The organism is Pseudomonas sp. CHM02, from assembly GCF_000612585.1.
Lineage (GTDB): Bacteria > Pseudomonadota > Gammaproteobacteria > Pseudomonadales > Pseudomonadaceae > Aquipseudomonas.
On sequence record NZ_JFCA01000063.1, the window covers coordinates 19785 to 37018 of the forward strand.

Here is a 17234-nt window from a genome sequence, read left to right on the forward strand (position 1 = left end):
CTACATGGAGCGCGCAATCCCCTGTAGGAGCCCGGCTTGCCGGCGATGAGGCCAGTGAAGCCACACAAGAATTGAAGAAGGTATGAAGATGTCCCAGGCAACAAAAATCACCATCGCCGATGCGCCACTGCGCTGGCAGGACGTCGTCGCCGTCGCCCGCCACGGCGCTGTCCTCGAACTGTCGGGCCAGGCCTGGGCACGTATCGACAATGCCCAGGCCATTGTGCAGCGCATCGTCACCAGCGGTGAACGCGCCTATGGCGTGAACACCGGCCTGGGTGCGCTGTGCAATGTGTCGCTCAAGGGCGAACAACTCAGCCAGCTGTCGCGCAACACCCTGCTCAGCCATGCCTGCGGCGTCGGCCCGGTGCTGAGTGACGAGCAGACCCGTGCGATCATTTGCGCCGCCATCATCAACTACAGCCACGGGAAATCCGGCCTGCATCCGCAAGTCGTGCATTCGCTGCTGGCACTGCTCAACCACGGCATCACGCCGCAAGTGCCGTCCCAGGGTTCGGTGGGTTACCTGACCCACATGGCCCACGTTGGCGTGGCCTTGCTGGGGGTTGGCAATGTGAGCTATCGCGGCCAGATCGTTTCGGCGCAGGAAGCCCTGGCGGCTGAAGGTCTGCAGCCGGTGGTGCTCGGTGCCAAGGACGGTCTGTGCCTGGTCAACGGCACGCCGTGCATGACCGGCCTGAGCTGCCTGGCCCTGGCAGATGCGCACCACTTGCTGCAATGGGCCGATGTGATCGGCGCCATGAGCTTCGAGGCCCAGCGCGGGCAGATCGATGCCTTCGATGAAGAAATCATCGCGCTCAAGCGCCACCCTGGCATGCAACACGTGGGTATCAACTTGCGTGCCTTGCTCGATGGCAGCGAAGTGATCGCCAGCAGCAAAGGCATTCGCACCCAGGACGCCCTGAGCATCCGCTCGATCCCGCAGATCCACGGCGCGGCGCGTGACCAGGTGGAACACGCCACCCGCCAGATCGAGACCGAACTCAACAGCGCCACCGACAACCCGTTGGTGCTCGGCACGCCGGACCACTACCGCGTGGTGTCCCAGGCCAACCCTCACGGGCAGTCTGTGGCGCTGGCGGCGGACATGCTGGCGATTGCCATGGCCGAAATCGGCTCAGTGGCCGAACGCCGCCTGGACCGCCTGATCAACCCGCACGTCAGCGGCTTGCCGGCGTTCCTGGTCAGCAACCCCGGGGTCAACTCCGGGATGATGATCGTGCAGTACGTCGCCGCCTCGCTGTGTGGGCAAAACCGCCAACTGGCGCAACCGGCGGTGCTCGACAACTTTGTCACCTCGGGCCTGCAGGAAGACCACCTGAGCATGGGCACCAATGCCGCGCTCAAGCTGCACCAAGTGTTGACCAACGTGACGCAGATTCTCGCCATCGAGTACCTGCTGGCGGCCCAGGCATTTGAATTCCTCAAGGACCAGCGCTTTGGCGCCGGTACCGAGCGCGCCTGGCGCCTGCTGCGCGAAGTGGTGCCGGCCTATGAAGAAGACCGCTGGCTGGCGCCCGACATCGCGACCGCCGCTGCACTGCTCAAAGACATCGCTTTGCTGCACTCGGCAATCCCTTACTTGCACTGAAAACTTATTCAAAAGAACACTTCAAAAGGAGTATGAATGTGACTGCGCTAAACCTGATTCCAGGCCAACTGAGCCTTGCCCAACTGCGAGCCATCTACCAGCAGCCGGTAACCCTCAGTCTGGATGACAGCGCCACGGCGCAGATCGAAGCCAGTGTTGCCTGTGTGGAGCAGATTCTCGCCGAGAACCGCACCGCCTACGGCATCAACACCGGTTTCGGCCTGCTGGCCTCGACCCGCATCGCCAGCGAAGACCTGGAAAACCTCCAGCGTTCCCTGGTGCTGTCCCACGCCGCTGGCGTCGGTGAGCCGATCAGCGATGCGCTGGTGCGGCTGGTCATGGTGCTCAAGGTCAACAGCCTGAGCCGTGGGTTCTCCGGGATCCGTCGCCAGGTCATCGACGCGCTGATCGCGCTGGTCAATGCCGAGGTGTACCCGCACATTCCGCTGAAAGGTTCGGTCGGCGCTTCCGGCGACCTGGCACCTCTGGCGCACATGTCCCTGGTGCTGCTGGGCGAAGGCAAGGCGCGCTACAAAGGCGAATGGCTGGAAGCCACCGAAGCGCTGAAAGTCGCCGGCCTGACGCCGCTGACCCTCGCCGCCAAAGAAGGCCTGGCGTTGCTCAACGGCACCCAGGTGTCCACCGCCTATGCCCTGCGTGGCCTGTTCGAAGGCGAAGACTTGTTCGCCGGCGCTCTGGCCTGTGGCGGCCTCACCGTGGAAGCGGTGCTGGGTTCGCGCTCGCCGTTCGACGCCCGCATCCACGCGGCTCGCGGCCAACGTGGCCAGATCGATTCGGCGGCAGCTTATCGTGACCTGCTCGGCGAAAGCAGCCAGGTCTCCCAGTCGCACCAGAACTGCGACAAGGTCCAGGACCCGTACTCCCTGCGTTGCCAGCCACAAGTCATGGGCGCCTGCCTGACCCAGTTCCGCCAGGCCGCTGAAGTGCTGGTGGTCGAAGCCAACGCCGTGTCGGACAACCCACTGGTGTTCGCTGCTGAAGGTGATGTGATCTCCGGCGGTAACTTCCACGCCGAGCCGGTGGCCATGGCTGCCGACAACATGGCGCTGGCCATCGCCGAAATCGGTTCCCTGAGCGAGCGTCGTATCTCGCTGATGATGGACAAGCACATGTCGCAACTGCCGCCGTTCCTGGTGGGCAATGGCGGGGTGAACTCCGGTTTCATGATCGCCCAGGTAACCGCCGCGGCGCTCGCCAGCGAGAACAAGGCGCTGGCCCATCCCCATAGCGTCGACAGCCTGCCGACCTCGGCCAACCAGGAAGACCATGTGTCCATGGCCCCGGCTGCCGGCAAGCGCCTGTGGGAAATGGCCGAGAACACTCGTGGCATTCTGGCGGTTGAATGGCTGGCGGCGTGCCAGGGCCTGGACCTGCGCGAAGGCCTGAAAACCTCGCCGAAACTGGAAAAGGCCCGCGGCCTCCTGCGCGACAAAGTGGCCTTCTACGACAAGGACCGCTTCTTCGCCCCGGACATCAACGCCGCCAGCGAACTGCTCGCCACCCGCTGCCTGAATGAGCTGGTGCCGGCCAAGCTGCTGCCAAGCCTGTAACCCATTCGCAGGGGGGCTTGCTTTCTGTGGTGAGCGGGCTTGCCCCGCGTTGGGCTGCGCAGCAGCCCCTTCTGCGGTCGTCGGGTTTGGGGTCGCTTCGCGACCCAGCGCGGGGCAAGCCCGCTCACCACGAAAGAAGGCATTCATCACGCAGCCGTTCGGATTTTTCTCAGGATAAGAATAATTAGGGAAGAGAAATGCACCAGCAAGAGAAAGGATTGAAACGCGGGCTAAGCGCCCGACATATTCGCTTCATGGCACTCGGTTCCGCGATCGGCACCGGGCTGTTCTATGGCTCTGCCTCGGCTATCCAGATGGCCGGCCCCGCTGTACTCCTGGCCTACCTGATTGGCGGCGCCGCCGTGTTCATGGTGATGCGCGCCCTCGGCGAAATGGCCGTGCACAACCCGGTCGCCGGCTCTTTCGGCCAGTATGCCAGCACCTACCTGGGCCCCATGGCCGGGTTTATCCTCGGCTGGACCTACGCCTTTGAGATGATCATCGTCTGCCTGGCCGACGTCACTGCCTTCGGCATCTACATGGGCTTCTGGTTTCCCGAAGTCGCCCGTTGGGTCTGGGTACTCGGCATTGTGTTTCTGATCGGCGGCCTGAACCTGTGCAACGTCAAAGTGTTTGGCGAAATGGAGTTCTGGCTGTCGCTGCTCAAGGTCGGCGCCATCGTCGCAATGATCCTCGGCGGTTTCGGCATCATGCTGTTCGGCATCCATTCGGCCGGTGACACCCAGGCCAGCGGCCTCAGCAACCTGTGGGCTCACGGCGGCTTCATGCCCCATGGCATCGGCGGCCTGATTGCCTCGTTCGCGGTGGTGATGTTTGCCTTTGGCGGCATCGAAATCATCGGCATCACCGCCGGCGAAGCCAAGGACCCGCAGCGTGTGATCCCCAAGGCGATCAACGCGGTGCCGCTGCGTATCCTGTTGTTCTACGTGCTGACCCTGTTCGTGCTGATGGCCATCTACCCGTGGCCGCAGATCGGCAGCCAGGGCAGCCCGTTCGTGCAGATCTTCAGCAACCTCGGGATAGGCTCGGCAGCGACCATCCTCAACATCGTGGTGATCTCGGCGGCCGTCTCGGCCATCAACAGTGACATCTTCGGCGCCGGCCGCATGATGTACGGCCTGGCCCAGCAAGGGCAGGCGCCCAAGGGCTTCGCGCAGTTGTCCAGGCACGGCGTGCCGTGGATGACCGTGGTAGTGATGGGCGCGGCGCTGCTGGGCGGTGTGGTGCTCAATTACCTGATCCCGGAAAACGTGTTCCTGCTGATCGCCTCGATTGCCACCTTCGCCACCGTATGGGTGTGGTTGATGATCCTGTTTACCCAGGTCGCCATGCGTCGCTCGATGACCAAGGAGCAGGTCGCCGAGCTGAAATTCCCCGTGCCGTTCTGGCCCTATGCGCCAGCGGCCGCCATCGTCTTCATGCTGTTCGTGTTTGGTGTGCTGGGTTACTTCCCGGACACCCAGGCCGCTTTGCTGGTCGGTGCCGTGTGGATCGTGCTGCTGGTCGTTGCCTACCTGCTGTGGGTCAAGCCCGCTGCCGGCCAAGCGGCCAAGGTCCACTACGACCCGGCTTTGTCTCATCGTTAATCTAGGGAGGCGTTGATGAAAACGCTTTGGCAACACTGCCACGTCGCAACCATGGCACAGGGCAAATACTCGATCATCGAGGATGCCGCCATGGTGACCGCCGGTTCGCTCATCGAGTGGATCGGCCCCCGCAGCCAGGTACCGACGGCGGATTACGCCCAGGTGCATGACCTGCAAGGCGCGTGGGTCACCCCCGGGCTGATCGACTGCCACACCCACACGGTGTTCGGCGGCAACCGCAGCGGCGAATTCGAGCAGCGTCTCGAAGGCGTCAGCTACGCCGAGATCGCGGCCAAGGGCGGCGGTATTGCCAGCACCGTGCGCGCTACCCGTGCTGCCACGGAAGATGAACTGTTTGCCAGCGCCCACAAGCGCCTGCGCAGTCTGCTGCGCGACGGCGTGACCACGGTCGAGATCAAGTCCGGCTACGGGCTGGACCTGGTCAACGAACGCAAGATGCTGCGGGTGGCCCGTCGCCTCGGCGAAGCGCTGCCGGTCAGCGTGCGTGCCACCTGCCTGGCGGCCCATGCGCTACCGCCGGAGTACAAGGACCGCGCCGACGACTACATCGAGCACATCTGCGCCGAGATGCTGCCGGCCCTGGCGGCGGAAGGGCTGGTGGACGCGGTGGATGCGTTCTGCGAATACCTGGCGTTCTCCACCGAACAGGTGGAACGCGTATTCAAAGTCGCCCAGCAGCTGAGCCTGCCGGTGAAGTTGCACGCCGAGCAACTCTCGTCGCTGCACGGCTCCAGCCTGGCCGCGCGTTACCACGCGCTGTCGGCGGACCACCTGGAATTCATGACCGAAGACGACGCCATCGCCATGGCCGCCGCCGGCACCGTCGCGGTCTTGCTGCCGGGCGCTTTCTACTTCCTGCGCGAAACCCAGTTGCCGCCGATGGACGCCCTGCGCAAGCACGGTGTGAAGATCGCCATCGCCAGTGACCTCAACCCCGGCACCTCGCCGGCCCTGTCGGTGCGCCTGATGCTCAACATGGCCTGCACGCTGTTCCGCATGACCCCGGAAGAAGCCCTCGCCGGTGCCACGCAACATGCCGCCACTGCGTTGGGCATGGGTGACACCCACGGCTCCCTGGAAGTGGGCAAGGTCGCGGATTTTGTCGCCTGGCAGATCGATCGTCCCGCCGACCTGGCCTATTGGCTGGGCGGCGAATTGGATAAACGCGTCGTGCGTCATGGCGTCGACGTCACTGTTTGAGGAGTACTGCTTGTGGATAAGGTTCTGAACTTCAAACAAGGTCGGGTGCCGCTGCTGATCAGCATGCCCCACGCCGGTCTGCACCTCACGCCCGCCGTCAAGGCTGGGCTGATCCCCGAGGCGCAAAGCCTGCCGGACACCGACTGGCACATTCCTGCGCTGTATGACTTTGCCGAGGCACTGGGTGCCAGCACCTTGTCGGCCGAATATTCGCGGTTTGTGATCGACTTGAACCGGCCATCCGACGACAAACCGTTGTATGCCGGCGCCACCACCGGCCTGTACCCGGCGACGCTGTTCGAGGGCGTGCCCTTGTTCCGTGAAGGGCATGAGCCGTCTGAAGAAGAGCGCGTGACCTATCTGCAAAAAATCTGGGGCCCGTATCACCGAACCCTGCAAGAAGAGCTGGCGCGGCTCAAGGCTGAGTTCGGCTATGCACTGTTGTTTGATGCGCACTCGATCCGCTCGGTGATCCCGCACCTGTTCGAAGGCAAGTTGCCGGACTTCAATCTCGGCACCTTCAACGGCGCCGCCTGTGATCCAGAGCTGGCCAGCCAGTTGGAGGCCATCTGCGCCAGGCATCCTCAGTACACCCATGTACTCAACGGGCGCTTCAAGGGTGGCCACATCACCCGGCATTACGGTGACCCGGCGCAGGATATCCACGCCGTGCAGCTGGAGTTGTGCCAGAGCACTTACATGGAAGAGGTTGAGCCGTTCCGCTATCGCCCGGACCTGGCCGAGCCGACGCGGTTGGTGCTCAAGCAATTGCTTGACGGGTTGTTAGCCTGGGGGCAACAGCGTTACGGCTGAAATAGCTATCGCAGGCAAGCCAGCTCCCACATTGAATCGGGTTCACACGGTCAAAATGTGGGAGCGGGCTTGCCCGCGATGACGGCCGCACAGTCGCCCCAGTGCAACTGGCCGTCGCCCCAGTTCGTGTTGACTCAGGCTCCACTGGCTAAGGTTGTGGAATAACAACAGCCAAGTGAGACCACCCCCCATGCAAAAAACCTTGTTGAGCCTTATCGGCGCCGCACTGTTCAGTGCACACGCCATGGCCGCCGAACCGGCCTCCTGCAAAAACATCCGCATGGGCGTCGTCAGCTGGACTGACGTTGTCGCCACCTCCGGCATGGCCGACGTGCTGCTCAATGGCCTGGGTTATGACAGCAAACAGACCAGCGCCGTGCAGCAGATCATCTTTGCCGGCATCCGCGACAAACGCCTGGACATCTTCCTCGGCTACTGGAAACCGGCGATGGACAACAACATCGCGCCGTTTCTGGCGGCCAAGCAGGTCAAAGTGTTCGACACCCCGAGCCTGTCCGACGCCCAGGCCACCTTGGCCGTGCCGCAATACGTGGCCGACGCCGGCTTGAAGACCTTCGCCGATATCGCCCGCTTCAAGGACAAACTGGGCGGCAAGATCTATGGGATCGAACCCGGCAGTGGCGCCAATACCGATATCCAGAAAATGATCGACACCAACCACTTCGGCCTCGGTGGCTTCAAGCTGGTGGCCTCCGGCGAAGCGGGGATGCTGGCGGCGGTGCAGCGTGCGGTGAATCGCAAGGAATTCGTGGTGTTTGTCGGCTGGACGCCGCACCCGATGAACATCAACATGAAGATGGCCTACCTCACCGGCAGTGAAGATGTGTTCGGCCCCGACGAAGGCCGCGCCACCGTTTCCACCGTCACCGCGCCGGACTTCGCCGAGCGCTGCCCCAATGCCCACCGTCTGCTGGAAAACCTCACCTTCACCGCTGCACAGGAAAGCCAGCTGATGGTGCCGATCATGGAGCGCCAGTCGCCGCAGGACGTCGCCAAGCAATGGCTGCGCGATCATCCCGAGGATCTGCAGCGCTGGCTGGCTGGGGTTCAGGCGTTTGATGGCAGCGATGGTGTGGCGGCTGTGCAAGCCAGCCTGGAGCTTTGAGCCGAACCTTCCACACCAGGCAACACGGGCAAATGTGGGAGCCGGGCTTGCCCGCGATGGCGGTGTGTCAGGCATTGACTAGTTGGCAGGCACACCGCTTTCGCAGGCAAGCCAGCTCCCACACTTGATCTCCAGCGTCAGGGATATTTGCGCATGTACCCGATTTCTCCTCAGCTCGCCGCCTTCGTCACCAAGACCGAATCCTTCGCCAGTGACGATTCGTCGCTGGCTGGGCTACGCACAGGCTATGACCGCATGTGCCGTGCATTCACCCCGCCGCAACCCGAAGGCTTGCAGGTCGAGGACTTCACCCTGGCGGGCGTGTGTGTGCGCAGTTATCTGCCCACCGCGCCTACGCCTCCTGACGGCTGGCCGTGCCTCCTTTATATGCACGGCGGCGGCTGGGTGGTCGGCGGGCTGGACTCCCACGACTTCATCTGCTTCGAGCTGGCCATTGCCTTGCAGGTACTGGTGATCGCCATCGATTACCGGCTGGCACCTGAGCACCCATTCCCCGCCGCGTATGAGGATTGCCGCGCCGTATGGCACGCGATCCAGGCCGGGCAGGGGCCTTATGCGATCAACCTGCAACGTCTGGTGGTGATTGGCGACAGCGCGGGCGGCAACCTGGCCGCGGCGTTGTGCCTGGGCTTGCGGGACGATGGGCAGCCGTTGCCGCGGGCCCAGGTATTGATCTATCCGGGGTTGGGTGGCCCATCCGACCTGCCGTCGCGGCGCGAGTGCATGGACGCGCCGTTGCTCAGCAGCGCCGATACCGACTGCTACCTGGCGCTGTACTTGCGGGGCAGCGGCAAGCCATCACCCTATGCCATGCCGCTGTTAGCCGCGGATTTCAGTGGTTTGCCCAAGGCCTTCATCGCCGTCGCCCAGTTCGACCCGCTGCGCGACGACGGCAGGCTGTATGCCGAACGCCTGCAAGCGGCGGGCGTGGCCAGCGTGTTGTACCCCGGCAAAGGCCTGGTGCACGGTTGCCTGCGCGCGCGGCGGCAAGTGCCGGAGGTGGACCGGCTTTACGATGACCTGCTGGATTACCTGGGGAGCGAAGGGCTGACACAGGTCTAAGCGCTCAAGGACATGCTCATTGCACAATTCGGGTTTATAGTGCCAGACGGCAAAATAAAAGACGTCCCCCCAGGGATGAACCCGAACCCCTACGGAGCGCGCAATGCAGACTTGGTACCCGCAGATCAAACCCTACGCCCGGCACGATCTGGCAGTCGATGACACTCACACGCTGTACGTCGATGAAAGTGGCTCCCCCGAAGGCTTGCCCGTCGTATTCATCCATGGTGGCCCTGGTGCCGGTTGTGATGCGCAGAGCCGCTGCTATTTCGACCCGAACCTGTACCGCATCGTCACCTTCGACCAGCGTGGCTGCGGGCGCTCCACCCCTCGCGCCAGCCTGGAAAACAACACCACCTGGGATCTGGTCGCCGACCTTGAGCGTATCCGCGAACACTTGGGTATCGACAAATGGGTGCTGTTCGGCGGCTCCTGGGGCTCGACCCTGGCCCTGGCCTACGCGCAGACCCATCCGGAGCGTGTGCACGGCCTGATCGTGCGCGGCATTTTCCTCGCCCGCCCGCAGGACATCCATTGGTTTTACCAGGAGGGTGCGAGCCGTCTGTTCCCGGACTACTGGCAGGATTACATCGCGCCTATCCCACCGGAAGAGCGTCACGACATGATCGCGGCCTACCACAAGCGCCTCACCGGTAACGACCAGATCGCCCAGATGCACGCCGCCAAGGCCTGGTCCGGCTGGGAAGGGCGCATGCTGGGCCTGTGCCCGAGCCCGCAGCATGTGGAGCGCTTTTCCGAGCCGCAACGCGCGCTATCCATCGCGCGTATCGAGTGCCACTACTTCACCAACAACTCGTTCCTGGAGCCCAACCAACTGATCCGCGATATGCACAAGATCGCCCATCTGCCTGGCGTAATCATTCACGGGCGCTACGATATGATCTGCCCATTGGATAACGCCTGGGAGTTGCACCAGGCGTGGCCCAACAGTGAGCTGCAGGTGATTCGCGAGGCCGGCCATGCGGCGTCCGAACCTGGCATCACCGATGCCTTGGTGCGTGCGACCAGCCAAATGGCACGCCGCTTGCTCGACCTGCCGCCTGAAGAAGCATGAAGGGCCTGTTGCAACGGGTGCGAGGCGCCCGGGTCGAGGTGGTGGGCGAAATCGTCGGGGCCATCGACCAGGGTTTGCTGGTGCTGGTAGCTGTCGAGCCTTCGGATACTCCGGAGAGTGCCGATAAACTGCTGCACAAGCTGCTGAACTACCGGGTGTTCAGCGATGACGAAGGCAAGATGAACCTGTCGCTCAAGGACATCGGCGGCGGTTTGTTGCTGGTGTCGCAGTTCACCCTGGCGGCGGATACCAGGAGCGGGCTGCGACCGAGCTTCTCCACGGCGGCCCCGCCGGCCCTGGGAGCGGCGCTTTTCGATCATTTGCTGTTACAAGCGCAACAATTGCATGGCAAGGTGGCGTCAGGGCGTTTTGGCGCCGATATGCAGGTGCATTTGGTCAATGATGGCCCTGTCACCTTCCTCTTACAGACGTGAATGTATTAAAAACGACTTTTAATGCCTAAAAACGCAGGGTTTCGCTACAAATACTTCGTTATCCCTGATGCGTTGTCTCGCGGGCTACTAGATAATCGCGCGCTACGGGGATCAGCGTTGTTTGGTCCATTTTTGACTTAGGTAGAGCCTTGTCCGATAGCCAATGGGGAATCATTTTGCCCCAGGGGAGTCGGAACAATGCTCGCCAACCTGGCATATAGATAGCTGGCCGTTGGTTTTTTGATCTGTTTTCGGCGAGGGTTGCTCGTGATTGTTAGTCCCTGTAATGCACCAAAATTGTCTGCCAAACGGTTACGAAACGCACTGGTGACGGGCTCCGCCCTGTTTTGCCTGTTCGGCGCGGGTCAACTGTGGGCATTCAGTCTGGATGATGTGTCGGCCAAGGCAAAAGAGCTGGCCGGGCAGAAATACGAAGCTCCGCGCAGCAATCTGCCGAACGAATTCCGCGAAATGAAGTTCGCGGACTACCAGAAGATTCGTTTCCGCAACGAAAAAGCCGAGTGGGCCGATCAGAACACCCCGTTCAAGCTGTCCTTCTATCACCAGGGTATGCACTTCGATACACCGGTGAAAATCAACGAAGTCACCGCCGACAGCGTCCAGGAAATCAAGTACGACCCCACGCGCTTCGATTTCGGCGACGTGAAGTTTGATCCTAAAGCCACCGAACAGCTGGGTTATGCCGGCTTCCGTGTGCTGTACCCGATCAACAAGGCCGACAAGCAAGACGAAATCATGACCATGCTGGGCGCCAGCTACTTCCGCGTGGTCGGCAAGGGCCAGGCGTATGGCCTGTCCGCCCGTGGCATGGCGATCGACACCGCGTTGCCGTCCGGCGAAGAGTTCCCGCGTTTCACCGAATTCTGGATCGAGCGTCCGAAGCCGGGTGAGAAACAACTGGTGATCTTTGCCCTGCTGGACTCGCCACGCGCTACCGGGGCTTACCGCCTGATCCTGCGTCCGGGCACCGACACCATTGTCGATGTGAAATCCCAGATGTTCCTGCGCGACAAGGTCAGCAAGCTGGGCGTTGCCCCGTTGACCAGCATGTACCTGTTCGGCGCGAACCAGCCGTCCAAGGTGCTCAACTACCGTCGTGAACTGCACGATTCCAGCGGCCTGTCGATCCATGCCGGCAATGGCGAGTGGATCTGGCGCCCGCTGAACAACCCTAAACACCTGTCGGTCAGCAACTTCACCGTAGAGAACCCGAAAGGTTTCGGCCTGCTGCAACGCGGCCGCGACTTCAGCCACTACGAAGACCTGGACGACAACTACGACAAGCGCCCAAGCGCCTGGATCGAGCCTGAGGGCGACTGGGGCAAAGGCACCGTCAACCTGGTCGAGATTCCGACCGCCGATGAAACCAATGACAACATCGTGGCGTTCTGGAGCCCTGCGGAGCTGCCGGAAGTCGGCAAGCCGCTGGATGTGTCCTACCGCCTGCACTGGACCATGGACGAAAAATCGCTGCACCCGACCGACAGCGCCTGGGTCAAGCAGACCCTGCGCTCCACCGGTGACGTGAAGCAATCCAACCTGATCCGCCAGCCTGACGGCAGCGTGGCCTACCTGGTGGACTTCGAGGGCCCGTCGCTCAAGGCGTTGCCTTCGGACGCGCCAGTTCGCAGCCAGGTGAGTGTCGGCGACAATGCCGAACTGGTTGAAAACAGCGTGCGCTACAACGAGCACACCAAAGGCTGGCGCCTGACCCTGCGCATGAAGATCAAGGACGCAGGCAAGCCGACCGAAATGCGCGCTGCGCTGGTGCAGGACGTTCCGCCGCCAGCCCCCGAGCAGGACTCGAGCCACGTGCTCAAGGCCGACAAGGTCCTGGCCAAGCAACACGAGAAACAGGTCAAGAAAGACGCGAAAGACAAGGAAGCCAAGCAGCCAGAAGCTGCCCCAGCCACACCGGAGCCGATCAAGACCGAGCAAGTCCTGACCGAAACCTGGAGCTATCAGTTGCCTGCCGATGAGTAATTCTCAAGTAACGCCCGAGACTCTGTCCGAGTACCTGGCGCATCTACCGATGACCGCTGAGCAGCGCGCCGAACTGGCGGGCTGCACATCCTTCACCGAGTTGCACGAGCGCTTGTCGTCCAAGACGTTCGACGCGCCCCTCGACGCCGCCCAGGCGTCGGTTGGCACGCGGTTGACCCTCAACACGGCCGAAGAGCTGCGAGACGCCGAAATGCTGGCGCTCGACGCCGAGGGCCGCGTGTGCCTCAAGGCCACGCCGCCGATTCGTCGTACCCGCGTGGTACCGGAGCCGTGGCGTACCAATATCCTGGTGCGCGGCTGGCGCCGTATCACCGGCCGCAGCAACCCGCCGGCCCCGCCGAAGGATGAGCGCGTACTGCCAGCCGCCCGCTGGCGTACCGTCGGCTCGATCCGCCGTTACATCCTGCTGGTGCTGATGCTCGGCCAGACCATCGTCGCCGGCTGGTACATGAAAGGCATCATGCCGTACCAGGGCTGGTCGCTGGTCGACTTCGACGAAATCCGCAACCAGACCCTGCTGCAAACCGCTACCCAGGTGCTGCCTTACGCCCTGCAGACCAGCATCCTGATCATGTTCGGGATCTTGTTCTGCTGGGTGTCGGCGGGTTTCTGGACCGCGTTGATGGGCTTCCTGGAACTGCTCACCGGCCACGATAAATACCGCATCTCCGGTAAAAGTGCCGGCGACGAGCCGATTCCCAAAGACGCCCGTACCGCGCTGGTGATGCCGATCTGCAACGAAGACGTGCCCCGGGTGTTTGCCGGCCTGCGTGCGACGTTCGAGTCGGTCGCTGCCACCGGCGACCTGGATCGCTTCGACTTCTTCGTGCTCAGCGACAGTAATGAAGCCGACATCTGCATCGCCGAACAGCAAGCCTGGCTCGACGTGTGCCGCGAAGCCGGTGGTTTCGGCAAGATTTTCTATCGCCGTCGTCGCCGTCGCGTAAAGCGCAAGAGCGGCAACCTCGACGACTTCTGCCGTCGTTGGGGCGGTGACTATAAATACATGGTCGTGCTCGACGCGGACAGTGTGATGAGCGGCGAATGCCTGACCAGCCTGGTGCGCCTGATGGAAGCGACGCCGGATGCCGGGATTATCCAGACCGCGCCGCGTGCGTCGGGCATGGACACCCTGTATGCGCGCATGCAGCAGTTCGCGACCCGTGTGTACGGCCCGCTGTTCACTGCCGGCCTGCACTTCTGGCAGTTGGGTGAATCCCACTACTGGGGTCACAACGCGATCATCCGCATGAAGCCGTTCATCGAGCACTGCGCCCTCGCGCCATTGCCGGGCAAAGGTGCGTTCGCCGGTTCCATTCTGTCCCACGACTTCGTTGAAGCAGCGCTGATGCGCCGTGCCGGCTGGGGTGTGTGGATTGCCTACGACCTGCCGGGCAGCTACGAAGAACTGCCGCCGAACCTGCTGGACGAACTCAAGCGTGACCGTCGCTGGTGCCACGGTAACCTGATGAACTTCCGCCTGTTCCTGGTCAAGGGCATGCACCCGGTGCACCGCGCAGTGTTCCTGACCGGTGTGATGTCCTACCTGTCGGCGCCGTTGTGGTTCCTGTTCCTGGTGCTGTCCACGGCCTTGCTGGCGGTGAACACGCTGATGGAGCCGCAGTACTTCATGGCGCCACGCCAGTTGTACCCACTGTGGCCACAATGGCATCCGGACAAGGCGGTGGCGCTGTTCTCCACCACCATCGTGCTGCTGTTCCTGCCGAAACTGCTGAGCATCATCCTGATCTGGGCCAAGGGCGCAAAAGAGTTCGGCGGCAAGTTCAAGGTGACTTTGTCGATGCTGCTGGAGATGCTGTTCTCCATGCTGCTGGCGCCGGTGAGGATGATCTTCCACACCCGTTTCGTGCTCGCCGCGTTCCTGGGCTGGGCCGCTACATGGAACTCGCCGCAGCGTGACGACGACTCCACCCCATGGAGCGAAGCAGTCAAGCGCCACGGCCCGCAAACCGTGCTGGGCTTCCTGTGGGCGCTGCTGGTGGTGTGGTTGAACCCGAGCTTCCTGTGGTGGCTGGTGCCGATCGTGGGTTCGCTGATGCTGTCGATCCCGGTGTCGGTGATTTCCAGCCGTGTCGGGCTGGGCCTCAAGTCCCGCGACGAGAGCCTGTTCCTGATCCCTGAGGAATACAATCCGCCGCAAGCGCTGCTGTCCACCGACAAGTACACCCACGAAAACCGTTGGCACGCGCTGAATGACGGCTTCGTGCGTTCGGTGGTCGACCCGCAGCAGAACGCTTTGGCGTGCGCCCTGGCAACCTCGCGTCACGCCCAGGCCGAACCGATCGAATACCTGCGTGCCGAACGTGTACGCCACGCGTTGAAAGTCGGCCCTGCCGGCCTCAACAACGGTGAACGCCTGGCCTTGCTCAGTGACCCGGTCGCCCTGGCCCGCCTGCACGAGCAGGTCTGGAGCGAAGGCCATGCCGAGTGGCTCGCCGCCTGGCGGGATTCGATCAAGGCTGACCCGCACGCGCCGTTGCTGCCCCTGCAACCGCTGTCGTCCCAGGCTCAACCGGCCTGATTCAGACGCCCCCGAGGGCTCGTCTCGGGGGCGTTCGAAGCGCTGGTCCTACAGCGTTTCCTGCTACGTCCTTCCTGCGCTAACTTACTGTTTTTCATAAACTATTTCGAAACAAAAGACCTTCGCCCAAGGCGTATTGCCGTGCCCGTGGCTGAGTTAGCATCGCCCCGAATTCAACCTGCCTTCGGGGTATTCATGAGCAAAGGCTATTGTTCTGCGCTGCTGATAAGCGCTGTCGCATTGATTCACATGGGCCTGGCACAGGCCGGCGCGATTGACGACGCGGTGCGGCGCGGCGTGCTTAAAGTCGGCACCACGCCCACCTATGTGCCTTTCGAGATGACTGATAAACAGGGGCGCATCGTCGGTTTTGAAATCGACTTGCTCAAGGTCATGAGCCAAGCCTTGGGGGTAGAACTTGAATTGGTCGCCGTGCCCTACACCGAGTTGGTGGCAGGATTGCTGGCCAAAAAGTTCGACCTGATCGGCAGCGGCATGACCGTCACCCAGGAGCGCAATCTCAAGCTGAACTTCAGCGATTCGTTCATCGTCGTCGGCCAGTCGGTACTGCTGCACCCAAGGCTCTTGGGTAAGGTCACCAGTGTCGAGGACCTCGATGACGCCAGCTACCGGATTGCCACTACCGAAGGCACCACGGGCGAGGCGGCTGCCCGACGGTTTTTAGGCGCGGCCCGGATCAGTAGCTTTGCAACGCCGGAGGAAGGGGTTCGCCAAGTGCTGCAGGGCAGGGCCGATGCCTTTATTCATGATGCTCCCTACAACCTCATCGCCCTGAGTCGCCCGGAAAACAGTGTGCTGCTGGCGCTTGAGCAGCCCTTTACCTTCGAACCCCTGGCGTTCGGCGTGAAAAAAGGTGATTTCGACAGCCTCAACTGGATCAACCATTTCCTCAATCAAGTGGCCCAGGACGGGACCTACGATCGCCTGCACGACAAGTGGTTTAAAGACACCGCCTGGTTGGTTGAAATCGACTGAAAGTCATAACTGCTTACACATCAATCCGTTGCCGGCATCGTGTGCCTGAGTGTCTACCGCTGCGCTTTGCTGCACCGTTGTGGGGCTTTTCCGACATACGCCGATAACAAATAGCCGTGAAACCTTTGTGACGGGAGACGAGTGGGTTAGGATCGCACCCCGAAATGGTGCAGCCCTTTTTGCGCGCCGACCTCATAAGAATCGTTCAGGGGACTTGATGATGAAAAAGTATCTTTCGATGCTGCTGCTTGGCGTCACCGCGCTGGTCGCGGCCAATGCTGCCCAGGCGGGTGCTATCGATGATGCGGTCAAGCGCGGCACGCTGAAAGTCGGCATGGACCCGACCTACATGCCGTTCGAAATGACAGACAAGCGCGGTGAGATCATCGGTTTCGAAGTCGACATCCTCAAGGCCATGGCCAAGTCCATGGGCGTCAAGCTGGAACTGGTGTCCACTGGCTACGACGGCATCATCCCGGCCTTCCTGACCGGCAAGTTCGACATGATCGGCAGCGGCATGACCCTGACCCAGGAACGCAACCTGCGCCTGAACTTCAGCGAACCCTTCATTGTGGTCGGCCAGACCCTGCTGATCCGCAAGGAGCTGGAAGGCACCATCAAGTCCTACAAAGACCTGAACGACGAGAAGTACCGCCTGACCTCCAAGCTGGGCACCACGGGTGAGATGGTCGCCAAGAAGCTGATCTCCAAAGCCAAGTACCACGGTTACGACAACGAACAGGAAGGCGTGCTGGACGTGGTCAACGGCAAGGCCGATGCCTTTGTGTATGACGCGCCGTACAACGTGGTTGCCGAGAAGAAAGTCGGCAACGGCAAGCTGGTGTTCCTGGAAGAACCCTTCACCTTCGAAGCCCTGGCGTTTGGCCTGAAGAAAGGCGACTACGACAGCATCAACTTCATCAACAACTTCCTGCACCAGATCCGCAACGACGGCACCTACGATCGCATCCATGACAAGTGGTTCAAGAGCTCCGAGTGGCTCAAGGACATGGAATAAGGCTGGTTTGTAGTGAGCGGGCTTGCCCCGCGCTGGGTGGCGAAGCCGCCCCAAATCCATACACCTCGGTCTTTCTGAAACACCGCGGCGTCTGGTCTTAGGGCGGCTTCG

Annotated in this window: 13 protein-coding genes; all 13 read left to right on the forward strand. The window is 62.0% G+C overall.

Annotated features, from left to right (window positions below; genetic code table 11):
- The first annotated feature begins 88 nt into the window (after nt 1-88).
- The 13 genes from hutH (BM70_RS0127655) to BM70_RS0127715 all read left to right on the forward strand — a co-directional run bounded on the left by hutH (BM70_RS0127655) (nt 89) and on the right by BM70_RS0127715 (nt 17123).
- Nucleotides 89-1612 carry a histidine ammonia-lyase gene (gene hutH, locus BM70_RS0127655; protein WP_025859025.1) on the forward strand — a complete coding sequence of 508 codons (1524 nt, stop codon included), beginning with the start codon at nt 89-91 and terminating at the stop codon, nt 1610-1612.
- A gap of 32 nt (nt 1613-1644) precedes the next feature.
- Nucleotides 1645-3183, forward strand: coding sequence for a histidine ammonia-lyase (gene hutH, locus BM70_RS0127660; protein ID WP_155952211.1), 1539 nt, complete (start codon nt 1645-1647; stop codon nt 3181-3183).
- A 197-nt stretch (nt 3184-3380) separates the two neighbouring features.
- Nucleotides 3381-4790 (forward strand): amino acid permease, encoded by a 1410-nt coding sequence (locus BM70_RS0127665; protein WP_025859027.1) that lies wholly within the window; start codon nt 3381-3383, stop codon nt 4788-4790.
- Between the two features lie 15 nt (nt 4791-4805).
- Nucleotides 4806-6011, forward strand: coding sequence for an imidazolonepropionase (gene hutI / locus BM70_RS0127670; protein ID WP_025859028.1), 1206 nt, complete (start codon nt 4806-4808; stop codon nt 6009-6011).
- Between the two features lie 12 nt (nt 6012-6023).
- Entirely contained in the window at nt 6024-6824 is an 801-nt protein-coding gene (gene hutG / locus BM70_RS0127675; RefSeq protein WP_025859029.1) for an N-formylglutamate deformylase, read from the forward strand.
- 190 nt (nt 6825-7014) lie between these two features.
- The gene (locus BM70_RS0127680) at nt 7015-7950 is read left to right on the forward strand and encodes a choline ABC transporter substrate-binding protein (RefSeq protein ID WP_025859030.1); all 936 of its coding nucleotides are present in this window, start codon (nt 7015-7017) and stop codon (nt 7948-7950) included.
- A 153-nt stretch (nt 7951-8103) separates the two neighbouring features.
- Nucleotides 8104-9033 (forward strand): alpha/beta hydrolase, encoded by a 930-nt coding sequence (locus tag BM70_RS0127685; protein WP_043274396.1) that lies wholly within the window; start codon nt 8104-8106, stop codon nt 9031-9033.
- Between the two features lie 103 nt (nt 9034-9136).
- Nucleotides 9137-10108: a prolyl aminopeptidase gene (gene pip / locus BM70_RS0127690; RefSeq protein ID WP_025859032.1), complete on the forward strand. Its 972-nt coding sequence runs from the start codon at nt 9137-9139 to the stop codon at nt 10106-10108.
- Nucleotides 10105-10542 (forward strand): D-aminoacyl-tRNA deacylase, encoded by a 438-nt coding sequence (gene dtd, locus BM70_RS0127695; protein WP_025859033.1) that lies wholly within the window; start codon nt 10105-10107, stop codon nt 10540-10542. Before pip ends, dtd begins: the two co-directional genes overlap by 4 nt.
- 267 nt (nt 10543-10809) lie before the next feature.
- Nucleotides 10810-12546 carry a glucan biosynthesis protein G gene (locus tag BM70_RS0127700; RefSeq protein WP_025859034.1) on the forward strand — a complete coding sequence of 579 codons (1737 nt, stop codon included), beginning with the start codon at nt 10810-10812 and terminating at the stop codon, nt 12544-12546.
- Nucleotides 12539-15109 carry a glucans biosynthesis glucosyltransferase MdoH gene (gene mdoH / locus BM70_RS0127705; RefSeq protein WP_025859035.1) on the forward strand — a complete coding sequence of 857 codons (2571 nt, stop codon included), beginning with the start codon at nt 12539-12541 and terminating at the stop codon, nt 15107-15109. The genes BM70_RS0127700 and mdoH overlap by 8 nt, the downstream gene beginning before the upstream one ends.
- 195 nt (nt 15110-15304) lie before the next feature.
- Nucleotides 15305-16105, forward strand: coding sequence for a transporter substrate-binding domain-containing protein (locus BM70_RS0127710; protein ID WP_025859036.1), 801 nt, complete (start codon nt 15305-15307; stop codon nt 16103-16105).
- Nucleotides 16106-16325: 220 nt separating this feature from the next.
- Nucleotides 16326-17123, forward strand: coding sequence for a transporter substrate-binding domain-containing protein (locus BM70_RS0127715; protein ID WP_025859037.1), 798 nt, complete (start codon nt 16326-16328; stop codon nt 17121-17123).
- Nucleotides 17124-17234: the final 111 nt, after the last annotated feature.